The sequence below is a fragment of the Fructilactobacillus fructivorans genome (genome assembly GCF_000814735.1).
Taxonomy (GTDB): domain Bacteria; phylum Bacillota; class Bacilli; order Lactobacillales; family Lactobacillaceae; genus Fructilactobacillus; species Fructilactobacillus fructivorans.
In genome coordinates, this window is sequence record NZ_JOJZ01000019.1 from 15,835 (window position 1) to 33,100 (window position 17,266).

Annotated in this window: 18 protein-coding genes; 1 reads left to right on the forward strand and 17 read right to left on the reverse strand. The window is 38.0% G+C overall.

Annotated features, from left to right (window positions below):
* Nucleotides 1–12 precede the first annotated feature (12 nt).
* Nucleotides 13–603 (reverse strand): XTP/dITP diphosphatase, encoded by a 591-nt coding sequence (locus LfDm3_RS03830; RefSeq protein ID WP_039144269.1) that lies wholly within the window; start codon nt 601–603, stop codon nt 13–15.
* Complete coding sequence (murI, locus tag LfDm3_RS03835) at nt 603–1,412, reverse strand: glutamate racemase (RefSeq protein ID WP_052236607.1); 810 nt, start codon at nt 1,410–1,412, stop codon at nt 603–605. The genes LfDm3_RS03830 and murI overlap by 1 nt, the downstream gene beginning before the upstream one ends.
* Nucleotides 1,413–1,549: 137 nt before the next feature.
* On the opposite strand from murI, the gene LfDm3_RS03840 reads away from it, so the two are divergent.
* Entirely contained in the window at nt 1,550–2,020 is a 471-nt protein-coding gene (locus LfDm3_RS03840) for a YslB family protein (RefSeq protein ID WP_052236608.1), read from the forward strand.
* Nucleotides 2,021–2,043: 23 nt separating this feature from the next.
* Here LfDm3_RS03840 and trxA read toward each other — a convergent pair whose 3' ends face one another.
* The 15 genes from trxA to mutL all read right to left on the reverse strand — a co-directional run bounded on the left by trxA (nt 2,044) and on the right by mutL (nt 17,256).
* Nucleotides 2,044–2,364 carry a thioredoxin gene (gene trxA, locus LfDm3_RS03845; protein WP_010022017.1) on the reverse strand — a complete coding sequence of 107 codons (321 nt, stop codon included), beginning with the start codon at nt 2,362–2,364 and terminating at the stop codon, nt 2,044–2,046.
* Nucleotides 2,365–2,443: 79 nt separating this feature from the next.
* Nucleotides 2,444–4,801, reverse strand: a complete 2,358-nt coding sequence (locus LfDm3_RS03850) for an endonuclease MutS2 (protein WP_039144271.1) — start codon at nt 4,799–4,801, stop codon at nt 2,444–2,446.
* Between the two features lie 14 nt (nt 4,802–4,815).
* Nucleotides 4,816–5,310, reverse strand: coding sequence for a CvpA family protein (locus LfDm3_RS03855; protein ID WP_039144273.1), 495 nt, complete (start codon nt 5,308–5,310; stop codon nt 4,816–4,818).
* Entirely contained in the window at nt 5,310–5,564 is a 255-nt protein-coding gene (locus LfDm3_RS03860) for a cell division protein ZapA (protein WP_010022013.1), read from the reverse strand. Before LfDm3_RS03860 ends, LfDm3_RS03855 begins: the two co-directional genes overlap by 1 nt.
* A gap of 95 nt (nt 5,565–5,659) precedes the next feature.
* A complete protein-coding gene (locus LfDm3_RS03865) occupies nt 5,660–5,962 on the reverse strand; it encodes a DUF1292 domain-containing protein (protein WP_039144274.1) in 303 nt (100 codons plus the stop codon).
* A 19-nt stretch (nt 5,963–5,981) separates the two neighbouring features.
* Nucleotides 5,982–6,407, reverse strand: coding sequence for a Holliday junction resolvase RuvX (ruvX, locus tag LfDm3_RS03870; protein WP_029327128.1), 426 nt, complete (start codon nt 6,405–6,407; stop codon nt 5,982–5,984).
* A 5-nt stretch (nt 6,408–6,412) separates the two neighbouring features.
* Nucleotides 6,413–6,697: an IreB family regulatory phosphoprotein gene (locus LfDm3_RS03875; RefSeq protein WP_039144276.1), complete on the reverse strand. Its 285-nt coding sequence runs from the start codon at nt 6,695–6,697 to the stop codon at nt 6,413–6,415.
* Nucleotides 6,698–6,751: 54 nt separating this feature from the next.
* Nucleotides 6,752–9,403, reverse strand: coding sequence for an alanine--tRNA ligase (gene alaS / locus LfDm3_RS03880; RefSeq protein WP_039144278.1), 2,652 nt, complete (start codon nt 9,401–9,403; stop codon nt 6,752–6,754).
* Nucleotides 9,404–9,665: 262 nt separating this feature from the next.
* On the reverse strand, nt 9,666–11,027 hold the full coding sequence (locus tag LfDm3_RS03885) for a DEAD/DEAH box helicase (protein WP_039144280.1): 1,362 nt from the start codon (nt 11,025–11,027) through the stop codon (nt 9,666–9,668).
* A complete protein-coding gene (locus tag LfDm3_RS03890; RefSeq protein WP_039144282.1) occupies nt 11,027–11,983 on the reverse strand; it encodes a DHH family phosphoesterase in 957 nt (318 codons plus the stop codon). Before LfDm3_RS03890 ends, LfDm3_RS03885 begins: the two co-directional genes overlap by 1 nt.
* Before the next feature lie 55 nt (nt 11,984–12,038).
* Nucleotides 12,039–13,199, reverse strand: coding sequence for a DNA polymerase IV (gene dinB / locus LfDm3_RS03895; RefSeq protein WP_082019964.1), 1,161 nt, complete (start codon nt 13,197–13,199; stop codon nt 12,039–12,041).
* A 35-nt stretch (nt 13,200–13,234) separates the two neighbouring features.
* Nucleotides 13,235–13,621, reverse strand: coding sequence for a preprotein translocase subunit YajC (gene yajC, locus LfDm3_RS03900; protein WP_039144283.1), 387 nt, complete (start codon nt 13,619–13,621; stop codon nt 13,235–13,237).
* Nucleotides 13,622–13,684: 63 nt separating this feature from the next.
* Nucleotides 13,685–14,698 carry a Holliday junction branch migration DNA helicase RuvB gene (gene ruvB / locus LfDm3_RS03905; RefSeq protein WP_039144284.1) on the reverse strand — a complete coding sequence of 338 codons (1,014 nt, stop codon included), beginning with the start codon at nt 14,696–14,698 and terminating at the stop codon, nt 13,685–13,687.
* A gap of 14 nt (nt 14,699–14,712) precedes the next feature.
* Nucleotides 14,713–15,309 (reverse strand): Holliday junction branch migration protein RuvA, encoded by a 597-nt coding sequence (ruvA, locus tag LfDm3_RS03910; protein WP_010022001.1) that lies wholly within the window; start codon nt 15,307–15,309, stop codon nt 14,713–14,715.
* Nucleotides 15,310–15,333: 24 nt separating this feature from the next.
* Entirely contained in the window at nt 15,334–17,256 is a 1,923-nt protein-coding gene (mutL, locus tag LfDm3_RS03915; protein ID WP_039144286.1) for a DNA mismatch repair endonuclease MutL, read from the reverse strand.
* Between the last annotated feature and the right edge of the window lie 10 nt (nt 17,257–17,266).

Below are 17,266 nucleotides of genomic sequence, written 5' to 3' on the forward strand. Positions count from 1 at the left end.
TAGCTTATTTTTTTACCACCAATCTTCAATTACATCAGTTAGCTTTCTGAGAGCATTTCCACGTGCACTATACGCATTCTTTTGCTCATCAGTCAATTGAGCCAATGTCTTACCTAACTCGGGGAGATAAAATAAGGGATCATAACCAAAGCCATTGGTTCCCCGTGGAGTTTCAACGATCTGACCATCCACTCTTCCAACAACCACTAACTGTTTTCCATTTGGCTTTCTAACAATCAAAGTCGTATTGAAGTGAGCATTCCGGTTCTGTTTTCCCTGCATGTTCCTCAATAACTTAGTTTTATTAGCCTGATCATTATGATCACCAGCATATCGTGCCGAATGGATACCTGGAGCTCCATTTAATGCATCAACAACTAAACCTGAATCATCGGCCAAAACTGGCAAATCTAGATATTCTGAAACAACCTTGGCTTTGATGGTCGCATTTTCTTCAAACGTTGTTCCATTTTCATTGATGGCAGGAACATTATCAAAATCATTAATCGATTTAACGGTTAAACCAAGTTTAGAAAGCATCTCCGTAAATTCATTAATCTTGCCAGGATTCTTTGAAGCAACCACAATTTGATTATTTTTCATTAATATTTCTCCAATTGTTTTACGGGAATAAGCTTAGCATCAATATCCGTGTGTAACCATTGCTTACCAACTTCGTCGAACCGTTTGACGTCCGCAGTGGTATAAAACTGAGCACTGGGATGAGCTACATTCGCCAAATGATCAGTACCTTTTAGTTCCCTTTCAACTGCATTAACCGTTTCATATCCAGGATTAACCAAAGTTATGTCCGGTCCCATTACATTACCAATTAAATCAGCAATAATTGGAAAATGAGTACACCCTAAAATTAACGTATCGATTCCACTGTTTTGAAATGGCTTTAAGCCCTCTTGAACTTTTGCTTGTGCATCTTTACTATGGTACTTTCCACTTTCAACTAACGGAATAAAAGTTGGACAAGCCACTTCTTTCACTTCAATACTGGGATCAATTTTTTGAATTGTATCACGATATGAATGACTAGCAACTGTTCCCCTAGTGGCGATCACTCCGATTTTCTTATTCTTCGTTTTTTTAACCGCTGCCATACTTCCAGGCTCAATTACTCCAATCACAGGAATTGGAAGCAATTTCCTTAAATACGAAAGAGCTGCTGCAGTGGCAGTATTACAAGCAATTACCATCATTTTAGCACCTTGATCAACAAAAAAATGGCCAATCTCAGCAGAGTATTGACGTACCTCATCGGTGGTCTTTTCTCCATATGGGAGTCGCGCTTCATCCCCTAGATAAATCATATTTTCGTGTGGTAGTTTTTCTAACGCAACTTTTGCGACCGTCAAACCACCAACTCCAGAATCCATGTAAGCTACTGGTGATACCTTCATAATATCCCTCCTATTCACTTCAAATTTAATTATGGCGTTTTTTTTAATTGAGTTCAAGTTACCCTTTCTTCTTTATTTCACGGGAGTCTATGATAGAATGTTATTTGTAAAGTATCTTTTTGGAAGAGGACTCTGATATGAATAAATACGAAAAATTTCGCAAGGAACATTCTGATTCACCTTTTTGGGGAATTGAACTTTTAAGGGACAGCCTTTTACCAGATCTATTAGACCAAGATATTCATGACATCCTATACTGGGGCGGCAAGGATCTTGCTACCAAGTTTCCAGTTGCGTCAAATGATGATCTTCAGGCATTCTTTAAACAAAGTCAGTTTGGTAATCTAGAACTTAAAAAAGAAAACATCAAAAAAATCAGTTGGAAACTAAGTGGACCAGAAGTAGAGACCCGCTTAAAACTAAATAAGGATCCTGATTTCATGCTCGAAGCTGGTTTTTTAGCACAGACTAAACAACAAATCGATCAAATTTCAACCGAATGTGAAGCCACCATTAAACTAAATAGTGTGAACTTTAACGTTGTTTCCGATCCGAATGCTCCTGTGAATAACCCAAGTGATTTCAAAACAATTAATATAGCAAAATAAAAAGAGCCCAACGGGCTCTTTTTTTATGCTGTATATGCAGACAACAATTTCTTTAATTGATCTTTTGAATGGAAGCCGACGATTTGATCGATAACTTTACCATCCTTAAGCACCATGATGGTAGGAATACTCATAATTCCAAACTCACGTGAAGTATTAGGATTATCATCAACATTCATTTTAAAGAATTTGATTTTGTCAGCAACCTCTGGATCCTCTGACAAGTCTTCAATTACTGGAGACTGCATCTTGCATGGACCACACCATGGAGCCCAAAAATCGACAACTGAAACACCATCAGCAGTGTCTTCTTTAAAGTTTGCATCATTAGTTTCATTAACCATAATATTTGCCTCCTTATTTCTCTTACTATGAGTAAGTATAAACACGTGTTGTTTCAAATGCAACTAAATTGCATACAATCTACTTAAACTTCACGACAGTTGAACCGTCCCCACCTGCATTAGCCGGTGAGAAACCAAATTCCTTTACTCGGCGGTTTCGTTTCAAGTAACTAATCACACCTTTTCGAAGAGCTCCTGTACCCTTACCGTGGATAATCGTTACCGAAGGATAGCCAGCTAGAAGAGCAGAATCAATATAACGATCCAACCGTTGCATGGCAGATTCATATCGCTCACCGCGTAGATCAAGGGTTGGAGAAATTCCACTAGAACGGGTTCTTCTTACACTAGGAGTATGCTTCTTCTTACCTGGTTCTTTGTGAGTTTGTTCCAAATCTGACTCAGAAACTTTCATCTTCAAGATCCCAAGTTGGACTTCCCAGTTATCTTTTCCCATCTTCTTCAACAAAACACCACGTTGACCGTAGGATTTTACCAAGACATCATCGCCTTCTTTAAAATGATGCTTGGCTTTTTCACGCTTTAAAACACGATTGTTTTTAAGCTCAGGATGCTGCTCAAGTGAATTAATTTTCCCCTTAGCATCAATTAACTCATTCTCTTTGATTGGCTGATTGGTTCTCTTTTGGACTTGATGAAGATTATTGATGATTTCGTTAGCTTGCCGTCGTGTTTTTGAGACGATTTGATTAGCCTGTCGTTTAGCATCATTTACCATTGAATCTTTATTATCAGTAAACTTAGTAAGCTTATCATTCAGATCAGCATGAAGTCGCTCATTTTCAGCTAATTCAACTTTAAGCTTACGTGCTCGTTCATCCGCATCTTTGGTTTGTTTGGTAAGTTGTTTAATCATCCTATTAATATCTTGACTATCAGAGTCCATTAGTGAACTAGCTTCGGAAATAATGGTGTCAGGCAAACCCAATCGTTTAGCAATATTAAGGGCATTACTTTGGCCTGGAACCCCTAATAACAATCTATAAGTTGGTTGGAGGGTCTTCTCATCGAATTCCATTGAAGCATTGATCGTCTCTGGTCGATTGTAGCCATACACCTTTAATTCTGGATAATGAGTAGTAGCCAAAACTTCACTACCTGATTCACCCATTTTATCTAAAATAGACATGGCAAGCGCTGCCCCTTCCTTAGGATCAGTTCCTGCGCCTAGTTCATCGATTAAAATCAAACTCTGATTAGTAATGTGCTTTAAGATATTAATTAAATTATCCATATGTGATGAGAATGTACTAAGGTTGGCTTCAATTGATTGTTCATCACCAATATCAGCAAACACGTTATCAAATACACCAACCTGACTACCCTCATTGGCCATTACAAAAATCCCTGATTGCGCCATTAACTGGTTAATTCCTAAGGTTTTAATGGTGATGGTTTTACCACCCGTATTGGGACCAGTAATGATAATTTGCCGAAAATCAGAACCAATCTGAATGTCATTGCCAACCACCTTTTTCTGATCAATCAATGGATGACGAACGTTTTTCAGATTAACGTGATTTTCTTTGGAAACACTGGGCTTAGTGGCATGCATTTGATCCGCGAACTTAGCCTTTGCATTAATAAGGTCAAAATGCCCTAATTGTGCTGCGTTTTCCATTAATTCTTCTTGGTAAGGACGAATCATATCCGAAAGCTCACCTAAGATTTTGTGAATTTCCTTACGCTCATCTAATTGAGAACGTCTTAAATCATTGTTCGATGAAACCACACTTTGAGGCTCAATGTAGAGCGTTAAACCACTTGTACTTTGGTCATGAACGATCCCACCAAATTTTTGCTTATCCTCGGATTTAACTGGAATCACATATCGTCCGTCTCGAACCGTAATAATTGGTTCACTTAAATACTTGGACTGCTTTCCATGAATATACTTATTCATGGTAGTTTTGATATTCGTTTCTAGTCGTGTAATTTCTCTCCGAATTGAACGCAGTTCACTGGATGCTGAGTCTAATACACGACCATCTTCATCAATTGAAGCTTGAAGTCGTTTTGAGATTTCTGGAAGATCATTGAAATCCTTGGCTTCGTCGTATAGAACGTTTAATTCAACCTTGTCATCATCTAAGTTTGCAAAAAAGGTCCTGACTCGCTTACTAGCAAGCAAAACCGCATTAACCTGAGATAATTCAGTCCCATTCAGGTCAGCATTAACCGCTAAACGCTTCATAGATGGCGTAATATCAACTAATCTTGGAACTGGGATCATTTTATTTAGACGATAAATATGAGAACCATCATCAGCTTCATCCAGTGAATGTGAGACTATGTCATAATCACTACTTGGCTTTAATTGCTTGAGCTCCCTTGATCCGTTTTCAGTAGTTAAAAACTGTCCTACCAATTGTTTTACTCTGTCGTATTCTAATGTATCGAGTACTTTTTCGTTCATTTTTTCATCCCATTTTAACGATTTATCATTTGATTAAATAAATGCGGCGAATCCATCGTTATCATCTGTGAAACGGTTGAATTTTGATATTCAGTGTTAACCCAATCATTATTAGTTAATAGTAATCCATCCAGTATTAACATCATAACCAGTAAACTGATAATGGCACCAACAACTGCACCCAAAAGTGAGTTCAATTGACGTAAAACTGGAAGCGAAGCAATCCGATTTAATAGGTGTGAAACCCATCGGAGTACCACCGCAACAATTACAAAAGTTATTAAAAACGACAAACCACGCCAAAATCCAGTATTGGTATAAGCATGGGTCGCCAAAATCATATTAGATGCAGACCTTAAGAAATCTGCAACCGGAATTACATAAACAAATGCAATGACAGCAGCAATTAAATAACTAATAAAGCTGAATAATTCATTTACAAGTCCATGATGGTAGCCATTTACGATTGAAAAAATCAATACAATTATGATAATAATTGTAAACAACATTAATCTTCGCCATCCTCCGCTTTATTATTAATTTTATCAAGTTCTAGTTGCTTTTTTAATTGATCAGAAATTGCGTTAAACGCAATTAAAATGGCAGCATCTTCATTACTAACACCCTTAGATAAATTCTTTAACTGTGCAAGTTGATTATTCAAAATACGTGCAGTCGTTTCCATGTGTTCATCAGATGCATCACCAATAAATGTATATTCTTTCCCACCAATTTTTGTTTTAAATCTATTTTTACCTGCCAAATTAAAACCTCCCGCCAATGTTTCTATTTTAGCATGAAAATCTTTTAGAATTAATTAAAAAAGGATGCTGGTAATCCAGCACCCATTAATTATTTTTAATCTTGACCTGATTGAAGGAATGTATCAAGCATTTCTTGAACCATTTCCCACTCATTATCATCTTCAATTGGTTCTAATTCTCCACCAGTTGGATTGGCAGGATCATCATCTTTTGGTAACGCGTAGGCTTCAATGTCAACTTCATCATTATCATCATCTGTTGCTGGATAAATAAAGATATATGAACGATTGTAATCATCAGATGAGAAAGTAAATAAAATGTTGTATAAACTCTCATTTCCATCTTCGTCGACAAGTGTAACTTGTTCTTGTTGGTTGTTCTCGTTTTCTTTACTCATATTAAGCCCTCTTTTCTAATTAGAAATTACATAATTTACCCTTACGATCAAGGTAACTCTGTAAAATCAATTCAGCTGCAACTTTATCAATGACCTTTTTTCGTTTTGCTCTAGAAACATCAGCTTGCTCGATTAACATTCGCTCAGCTTCAACGGTTGTAAGTCGCTCATCTTCAAAATCAACTGGTAAATTAAAGTGTTTTTTAATTAATTCACCATAATTTTTTGATGCTTCTACTCTGGGACCAGAGGTATTATTCATATTCTTGGGCAAACCAATTACAACACCATTTACATCGTATTTTTTAATCAATTCACCAATGCGGTCTAACCCGAATTCTTTTTCGTCTTCGTTAATCTTAACGATTTCAATTCCCTGGGATGTCCATCCCAAAGCGTCGCTCATGGCTACCCCAACTGTTTTTGATCCTACATCTAATCCCATTAATCTCACTGATCTGCCGTCCGATCCATCGATGGTGTTTTACCCTTCAAGTATGAATGTAAAAGTACATCGATTATTTCTTCTCTATCATAATGACACATAAGTGTCCGTGCATTATTCAATTTTGGAAGATATGCTGGATCACCAGATGTTAGATAACCAACCAATTGAACATAAGGATCATATCCCTTTTCAATTAAAGCTTGGTAAACAGTTGCCAGCGTCTTGTGAATGTCTAGATTAGACTTGTCTTCAAATAATGAAACGTCTTCTTGTTTATGCTCCATCATAGATCCCTCCCCTACAAAAATGATAATACACGACTAATTTTTAAATAACAACTATTACTTGCGTTCCTTAATCCAAGCTTTGGCAGCCTCTAACGCATCCTCAATTCCGGCTGGATTTTTTCCACCAGCTTGAGCCATGTTGGGACGGCCACCTCCGCCACCATTAATATACTTAGAAATCGATTTAATCAAATCGCCTGCTTTAATGCCGGACTTAACCTGATCCTCACTAACTGCCACTAATAAATTAGCTTTGTCATCAGTACCGGTCCCAAGTACCAATACATCAGAAGCATGTTTATCTCGCCACGAATCTGCTAATTCTCTTAGTTGGTTTATGTTAACATTTTTTAAACTTCCTGCAATCAAAGTGACTCCGTTAATATTCTGAACATTATTAAAGATATCAGTAGCTTCTTGGTTTGCCAATTTGGTTTCAAGGGATTCCTGTCGACTCTCTAAATCTTTAATTTGGGCTTGCAATTGTTTTACACGTCCCGGAGTCTCATCGGTGGTAGGAGCTTTTACAGTTTTCCCGATTTCTTTTAACATGCGTTCCTCATCATTTAAGAGATCAAACGCATCCTTAGAGGTAACCGCTTCAATTCTTCTTACACCAGAACCAACTCCTGTTTCAGAAACGATCTTAAATAATCCTAGTTGATTGGTGTTTTTAACGTGATCGCCACCACAAAATTCAATGGAAAAATCATCAATTTTTACCACCCGAACTTCGTCACCATACTTCGCATCAAAGAGGGCGATCGCACCCATTTCTTTTCCGGTTTTCTGATCAGTTACCACCGTTTGAACTGGGATGGATGCAAAAATCTTTTCGTTTACCATATCTTCAACTTTTTGCAGTTCATCATCGGTTACTCGACCAAAATGAGTAAAATCAAAACGAAGGTAGTCGGGACGAACCAACGAACCCGCTTGCTGAGTGTGACCTCCTAAAACATTTCGCAGTGCCTGATCCAATAAGTGAGTGGCAGTGTGATTGTTTTCAACTCGCTCATGAAAACTACGGTCAACAACCAGCTTGTACTGCTCACCCTTTTTCAGATCTCTAGTAACTTTTACCGTGTGCAGGTTTTGACCATTCGGAGCTTTTTGAACATCCTCAACTTCTGCCACTTCGTCACCGTTCTGATTATAAATCTTTCCGGTATCAGCCACTTGACCACCCATCTCTGCATAAAATGGGGTCTTATCAAAAATTAGTTCAACTTCTCCTTCACCTGGTGTCACACTGTTTACTAATTTTTCATCCGCAATAATGTCATCCAATTTAGTTGCATCAACGGTTAACTGACTATACCCAACGTATTCACTTGGTGTTTTGATGTCCAGCAATAAATCACGTTGAACCTTCATTGACTTTTTCGAACCACGAGCGTTTCTGGCACGATTTTGTTGCTTTTGCATTTCAGCATCAAAGCCCTCTTCATCAACTTTAACACCTTCATTACCAGCATATTCCTCAGTTAATTCTAGTGGAAAGCCATAGGTATCATATAATTTAAAAGCATCCTTACCAGAAATCTCCTTTTTGGAATCTTTTTTGGTATCAGCAATAATGTCGTTCAATAACCGAAGTCCATCATTTAGAGTTGCATTAAAACGTTCTTCTTCATTTTTAACGATTTTTTGAATATAGTCACTTTGTTCGAGGACATCAGGATAGTAAGCTTGCATAATCTTGCCGACAACGGGAACCAACTTGTATAAGAAAGCATCATTAATCCCTAATTCATGACCATTAACAGTAGCACGACGAATCAAGCGACGAATGACGTAACCACGTCCCTCATTCGATGGAAGAGCTCCGTCACCAATGGCAAAGGTAATGGCCCGAATGTGATCGGCAATAACCTTAAAGGGAACGTCCTCTTCCCGATTGCCACCGTACTTCTTACCGTTGCTTAATTCTTCAGTCTTCTTAATAATCGGCATAAATAGATCAGTCTCAAAATTAGTCGGTGCATCTTGAAAAATGGATACCACTCGTTCTAGACCCATCCCAGTATCAATATTCTTTCTTGGAAGTGGTTCATAAGTCCCCTCTGGGGTGTGATTATATTGAGAAAAAACAATGTTCCAAACTTCCAGGTAACGTTCATTTTCTCCGCCAGGGTAGTTTTCAGGATCATCTGGAGCTAGATCATCATATTTTTCTCCTCGATCATAGAAAATTTCTGAATCGGGACCTGAAGGACCTTGACCAATATCCCAAAAGTTATCTTCAGCTGGCACAATGTGATCCGGAGCAATTCCAACCTTCAACCATAATTTTTTGGTCTCTTCATCATCAGGATAAACTGTGACATACAAATTGTTAGGATCCCATCCAAACCACTTGGGACTAGTTAAAAGCTCGTATGCCCAAGGAATAACCTCTTTTTTGAAATAATCACCAACCGAAAAATTACCAAGCATTTCAAACAAGGTCTGATGTCTAGCGGTTTTCCCAACGTTCTCAATATCATTAGTTCGGATACTTTTCTGAGAACTAGTCAATCTTGGGTTGCTTGGAACTTCTGAACCATCAAAATACTTCTTCATGGTAGCAACACCAGAGTTAATCCATAGTAAGGTTGGATCATCCTTCGGAATTAGAGAAGCACTGGGCTCAACAGTGTGACCCTTTTCTTTGAAAAAATCAAGAAACATTTGACGAACTTGACTACTGCTTAGTTTTTTCATGATATCCTCCATAAAATAAAAAATAAAAAAACACCATTGCTAGCAAAGACGCCGGAACGCGGTACCACTTTGCTTGCAACGATGTTGTTCATTACCTCTTCAGTCCCTATAACGTGGGAAACGGTTTACTATCTGGCAGCATCAAAATAACTTAGCACAGTCTGTTTTCATTATCCAAACCTCTCTGTGGTACTTTATTAATTTGATATATCCAATTAACTTAGATTATATCCAGAAAATAAAACACTGTCAATCAGTAATGTTATTGATAACGCTGTGAACTACGTTTCTTCTGTTTCTTTCGAGCCCGGATTTGATTTCTAACTTCAATCTTCCGATCTTCATCACTTTTTTGTTTAATGGCTCGTTTAATTTTCTTCTTGTATCCTGGCTTAACGTTTTTTTTCTTTTTCTTAATTAAACCAATCATGGTCGGATCTAACTTATTTTTAGGTTCTTTTCGCTTCATTCGTCGCTTTCGATCATACGTATCAACGACCTCACCACGCTTGATCTCTTTTGGAATGAACTTAATGCCCATTTTTTCCAGTTCCGAAACCTTTTGTTCCTCACCTGGAGCATAGAGGGTCATGGCAATTCCCTTCATGCCATTTCTTCCAGTTCGTCCAACCCGATGAATAAAGTACTCTAAGTCAGTGGGAATATCATCATTAATCACGTGCGATACACCAGAAATATCAATTCCTCGAGCAGCTAAATCGGAGGCAACCACAAATTGATAATCTAGATTCTGAATCTGTTTCATGACTCGTTTTCTGACTCGTGGCTGCATTCCACCATGAATTTCAGCAACTTTTAGTCCTTGCTGCTTCAGATAGTTATAAATTTCATCAACTCGTTCGCGAGTATTGGCAAAAATTAAAACTAGATATGGTTCGCCCATCGTAATTAATTGATAAATTAAATCATTCTTATTCTTGCCCTTAGTAGAAATTAACCAGTTTGACACATTTTGGTTAATAACGGTTTTGGTAGGAATATCATTCATTACTGGATTCTTCATGTATTTCTTAAGAAATGGTTTTAGTTTTGGTGGAACCGTGGCAGAAAATACCATCATTTGCAAATCTTCTGCCATTTTAGAGGCAATCTCATCAACCGTATCCAAAAATCCCAGATCAAGTGTCATATCAGCTTCATCAATTACTAATTGGTGGGCACTATGAATCTCAAGATCACCATTCTTCACAAGATCCCAAACTCTTCCAGGGGTCCCAATTACTACTTGCGGTTGTTCACGCTCAAGTTTTTCAACTTGACGTTCTTTATCTGTCCCACCAACGTAATTACCGATATGGATCGTTTTATCAGAAAACTTCGCAATCTGTTTGGCATTGTCGTAAATTTGGTAAGCCAATTCTCTACTAGGAGTAGTGATTACTACTTGAACGTCTTCCTTATTAAGATCTAAACCATCAAAAATTGGTAAAAGAAAAGCATGAGTCTTACCACTTCCCGTAGCAGACTTACCAATCACACTTTTTCCGTGTTTGATGGTTGGAATTACTTTGGTTTGAATTGGGGTGGGATTACGAAATCCAAGATCTTTAATGGCGTCATCAATAAAGGGTTGAAAATGATAATCCTTAAACGAAGCTCCCATTAGTTATTCTCCTTTTTATACTGTTTCACAACTTCAGAAAGTTGCTGCACAACCTGTTTTATTTCATCGTCATCGGAAGCCTTAGCACCACTAGCTAGCGCATGACCACCGCCATCGTGTTCTTTGGCCAGTTCATTAATTGAAGGACCCTTAGAACGCAGACGGATCCGGTAATTTCCTTCTTTTTGTTGAACAAAGATGGCCCAAGCAACTACTTCACCAATATTTCCAGGAAGTGGAACTACCGAAGAAGTACTATCATCGCCTAACTTAAGATCCTTAATCACTTCATTAGTTAAAATCACATAAGCTGCACCATTTTCATCAATTGTTAAATGTTCGTATACATAGGCAGCCAAACGGGCTTGGGCAACATCTATAGCATCTTCAGTTTGAGCAACATCTGTAATTGAAAAATGATATTCATCCAACTTACTTGCCACTTCAAAAGTATGTGAAGAGGTTGAGGAGTACTTGAAACGACCAGTATCACCAATGATTCCAGCATACAACAAACGAGCCGCATTATCTGGCATCTTGAGATCATTGTTTGCAGCAAATAAATCATAGATAAGTTCAGAGGTACTTGATGCTTCCGGCTCAACCCACATCAAATCACCAAATTGGTCATCATTAGGATGGTGATCAATTTTGATGAGGTATTTCCCCTTAGTATAACGATTATCATCAACTCGTGGTTGATTGGCAGTATCTACCACAATTACTAAAGCATTTTGGTAATCATCATCACTTGCTTCAGTTACTTTTCCTAACCAATCAAAACCTTGGTACTGTTTCCCGACCGTTAAAACTTTCTTATCAGGATAAGACGCTTTGATAATACTTGCTAATCCAAGCTGTGACCCAACTGCATCAGGATCAGGGCTCTGATGTCTATGAATAATGATGGTTGGAAATTCCTTGATTTTTTCATTAATCTGCTGTTTTACGTTCATTACAATGGCCTCTAATACTCTTAATTATTTAACAGTTAAGTATAACCCACTCCAGCTACATTTCAAAGCGTGGATCCGAATACAATGGCAACTTAATATTTTGAAAGCCAATGTCTGATAGATTTGTCAGCGTTATCCCGAGCAATCTAATGCCATAGGTTGCCTCAGGTAAACCATCAAAAATCTCCAGCGCCAAATCATAGAAGAGTCGAGCATCATTTTCCATAAAATCATTCCAAGAAATTCTTTTAGTCAACGTCGTAAAATCACTATATCTGACCTTTAGAACTAAAACTTTTCCATGTTTTTCATGTTTATTCAGGGATTTTTCGACCATCTTAGCAATCTTATGCAGCTGTGATTCTACTTCCTCTCTACTCTTTAATTCAGGTCCATAGGTTCGTTCCTTTCCAATTGACTTTCGCTCACGTTGATATTCAACTGGTCGATCATCAGAACCACGAACCCGACGATATAAAAAATAACCAAATTTACCAAAATTCTTGATAAGGTCCATTTCAGATTGCCGATACAAATCCTGCCCATTTTGAATGTTTAGCTGTTGCATTTTTTGAAGTGTTTTCTTTCCAACCCCACGATACCGATCAATTGGGAGCTTCATTAAGAATTCATGACTATCTTTAACGTCAATCATGGTAACCCCCGCCGGCTTACGATAATCAGAGGCTTCTTTAGCCAAAAACTTATTGTACGAAATCCCAGTAGAAGAGGTTAGATGCGTTTTTTCCCATATCTCGCTTTGAATTAGGTGTGCAATGAGAACTGGATTTCTAATTTGCTTTTTATTTTTCGTGATATCAAGATAGGCTTCGTCCAAGGCCACCGTTTCAATACGATCCGTATACTCGTGAAAAATATCGTGAATTTGATGGGAAACATCCCGATATAATTCGAATTCTGGTGCCTTAAAAATACCATTTGGGCACAATTCTAATGCTTTACTGGCAGGCATGGCTGAATGAACGCCAAACTTTCTAGCTGGATAATTAGCAGTGGTAACTACTCCACGACCACCCGTTTTTCTTGGATCCTTAGAGATAATTAATGGTTGATCAATAAACTCAGGGTGCTCTCTTTGTTCAATCGAAGCGAAAAAGGCATCCATATCAACATGTAAAATATCACGTGAATGATTAATTTTAATTGATTCTTCCAATATAATCCTCCTTAATCCACCAAACGTACGTTCTTTCATCTCCAATAAAAAAGATCGGATAAATCCGATCTTTTTTATTTAGCGTTATCATCACTATTTGAAGTTTGCTTTGAATCAGTTGCTTTTTCTGGTTCGTTCTTTTTAGAAACTTCCTTTTCCTTTGAATCATTTTCTGAAGCTTTTTCTTCTCCAGGACGACTTGCACTTGCAATCGCATTGAGGTCAAATACTAAATAAAGACCATCACAGTCCAAAGTAACTGTCCGCTTTTCATTGTTGATTTGATCAACAATTCCATGAAGTCTACCAATGGTAACAACGTGATCACCCTTGCGCAGGTTCTTTAAAGTGTCTTGATGCTTTTGTTGTTGCTTCTTTTGTGGTCTGATCATCATAAAGTACATTAAAACGAACAAAAGAATTAATACAATAATTCCAGCATATTGTGATATATTTTGCATGTTTTCACCTCATTCTTTATTTAACAATAGCTTACCAAATTGAAGATAAAATTTCCAATTTATTTAATTAGTTTCCGGATATTTCCGCCCTAAATGCTCATAGCCAGCTCTAGTTACCATCCGGCCACGCGCTGTCCGTTTTAAATAACCAATTTGAAGTAAATAGGGTTCATACATTTCTGAAATTGTTTCAGATTCTTCACCAATATTAGCAGCTAATGTGTTCAAACCAACCGGTCCGCCATCATAAAAATCAATCATTGTGGAAAGTAACTTAATGTCAGTTCTATCCAATCCATTTTTATCAACCCCTAAAGCATTAAGGGCCGTATCCACACTTTTGACGTCGATTTCATCATGATTAGCAACTTGGGCGAAGTCCCTGACTCGTTTTAGTAAACGATTAGCAACTCGTGGGGTTCCCCTAGAACGAAGGGCAATTTCATGAGCGCCCTCTTCTTTAATCTTACTATGAAAAATTTTTGCTGACCGTTTCACGATCTTCTCTAAATCACGATCATTATAATAATTCATTCGTTCAACGATTCCAAAACGATCTCTGAACGGTGAATCAAGTAGTCCAGCTCTAGTAGTTGCCCCAATTAAAGTAAAGGGCGGCAAATCAAAATGAACGGGATGTTTAGTCGCATCATCATTTCCAATGATAATGTCAACGTAGTAGTCTTCCATTGCTGAATACAGCATCTCTTCCACTTCTTTTGGCAAGCGGTGAATCTCATCAATAAAAAGAATGTCTCCCGGTTGTAGTTCATTTAAAAGTGCAACTAGATCACCCTTCTTTTCGATTGCTGGTCCGGTGGTTGTTTTCATGTCAACACCCATCTCGTTTGCAATAACATTGGCTAACGTTGTTTTACCAAGACCTGGTGGTCCGTATAATAAAACGTGATCAAGTGATTCTTCACGTTGTTGTGCAGCTTGAATGTATATCTTAAGCTTCTTTTTTAGGTCATCTTGACCGATGTACTGATCAAAATTTTGTGGTCGAAGTGACATTTCAAATGATTCATCATTTTCATCATCACTTGCTCCAGACACGATTCGATCATCTGTCATTATTTCCTCCTAACTTACTTAGTTAACAGTTTTAAACCAGCACTAATGTATTGGTCAGTAGTGTAATCTTCCTCAACTTCTTGAAGTTTTGCCTTAATTTTATCAACTTCACGTTGCTTAAAGCCCAATGCTTGAAGGGCACTTAATGCATCATCTAATTGTTTATTACCAGTGTCTTCAACATCATCTACAGAAACATTGCCAGTAAAAACATCATTGGATGTAATTTTGTCTTTTAAGTCTAACACAATTTGCTGAGCAGTCTTTTTCCCAATTCCCGGGAACTTGGTCAGATATTTGATGTTTCCAACGTTAATGGCCCTAACTAAACCATTACTATCATTGCCCGCCATGATCGCCAGAGCACTTTTAGACCCAATGCCAGATACGTTCAGAAGTTGCTCAAAAAGTTGTTTATCTTCTAAGGTGATAAATCCGTATAGCGCCACCCCATTGTCTGAAACCGACTGATGGATGTAAACCCTTACCTGCTGATCAGTATCATAGTGATAAGGATTAGCTACGTAGATTAGATAACCTACTCCATTAACATCGAGAACAATGTATTTGGGACTTACATTCGTAATCATCCCATATAAATACTCATACATACAATCAACTCATTTCACGTTAAATTAAAAATCATTCTTACCACTTTGATGTGGATCTTGAATCCTTTTGAACATCGTCTCTAAGTCTGAATTCGAAAAATGAACCAAAACGGGGCGTCCATGAGGACAATTAAATGGATTTTCACACTCGGGTAACTTGTCTAGCAACGCCTGTGCTTGCCGTTTATCGAGATGATGATTGGCTTTAATGGCACGTTTACAGCTCATCATAATGGCTGCCTTTTCTCTAAACTGAGCCGTTGATAATTGCTGATTGCTTAAAATCCAATCAATCATTTCTTTAATGGTGTCTTCTTCCTGTCCCGCCTTAAACCAAACTGGATGTTGTCTTATTACAAAACTGTTCTTCCCAAATGATTCCAAGTGAAGCCCATTTTCTTCCAAAAGATCCAAATGACTTGAAATTACCAAAGCATCGCTTGCGGGATAATCAAGTACAATTGGAACCAGCATTTTCTGTTCATCCCCACTGACCTTTCCAACTTGCTTTCGGTAATATTCATAATTAATTCGTTCTTGAGCAGCATGTTGATCCACAATGTACATTCCATCTGAACTCTCAGCCACTAAATATGTTCCGTGAACTTGGCCAATATATCTTAGTTGAGGAAAGTCATGAGAAGCATTGGGAGCTTCAATCCTGCCACCAAATGGGAGTCCACCCTTTTCATGCTCATATCTTGCCTTAAAATTTTGAACTGCCGTCGCATTTAAATCAGCTTTTTGATAAATCATAATCGGTTGATGGGTCGATGAATCTGAGGCCATGTGAGTAACAGAATTCATCGGATCGGGTTTCCCAGTTGATTCTTCAGTATCAGCATGAACCGTTTGCTCTCCATTTTCATACAATTGATCTAAATTAAAGGAAATTTCAGTTGAATTATGCCGGGCTACACCGTTTTTTAATGCTTGATTATTCATGGCTTCAGGAATCAAATTTTGTTTAGATAGGGTCTCATAAATCGTTTGCGAAATAAAAGTACTAAGTTCCTTCTTTTTGGAAATTCGAATTTCTTCCTTTGAAGGATGCACATTTACATCCACTAGACTCGGATCCATCGTAATGCTTACGACCACGATCGGATATCTACCAACCATTAGTTTTGATCCGTAACCATCAATAATGGCATGATCCAATCCAAAATCACGAATAAAACGCTCGTTAACAATCACTGACGTATATTTTCGACTAGCCCGTGTTAATTCAGGAAGGCTAATATAACCGCTGATCTTAAAATCAGGATTCTCTCCCTTGATCGCAATCATCTGTTTCATGTTGCGGTTCCCGTAGATTCCGGCAATGACCTGCTGCATATTATTTCTACCTGATGTGCGTAAGAGTTCACGTCCATTGTGAGTAAGCGAAAATGCAATCTCAGGATGACTAAGGGCTAACCGGTTTACAATGTCGGATATTTTAGATAATTCGGTAGCTGGCGCTTTTAAATACTTTAGCCGATTAGGCGTGTTAAAGAAAAGATCAGAGACCAAAACTGAGGTCCCTCTTCGAGCTTGAGAAGGTTCCATTTTAACTACTTTTCCACCATGGATCTGAATCTCAGCTCCTTGTTTTTTACCATCAGAGGTCTTCATATCCACGTCAGACACGGAAGCAATACTTGGCAGAGCTTCACCACGAAATCCTAGTGACCTGACACGAAATAAATCCCGCTTATCACTAATCTTACTGGTTGCAAAGCGACGAAAGGCTAATTCCACTTGGTTTGAAGCAATCCCTGAACCATTATCAACCACTTCAACGCTTTTAAGCCCCGACTCAGCAACCACAATATCAATTTTGGTGCTATTAGCATCAATTGAGTTTTCAACCAGCTCTTTCACTACCGATGCTGGCCTTTCGACTACTTCTCCTGCTGAAATTTGATCTGATAAAATCGTTGGTAGTTGGTGAATATCTGCCATAGTGTCACCT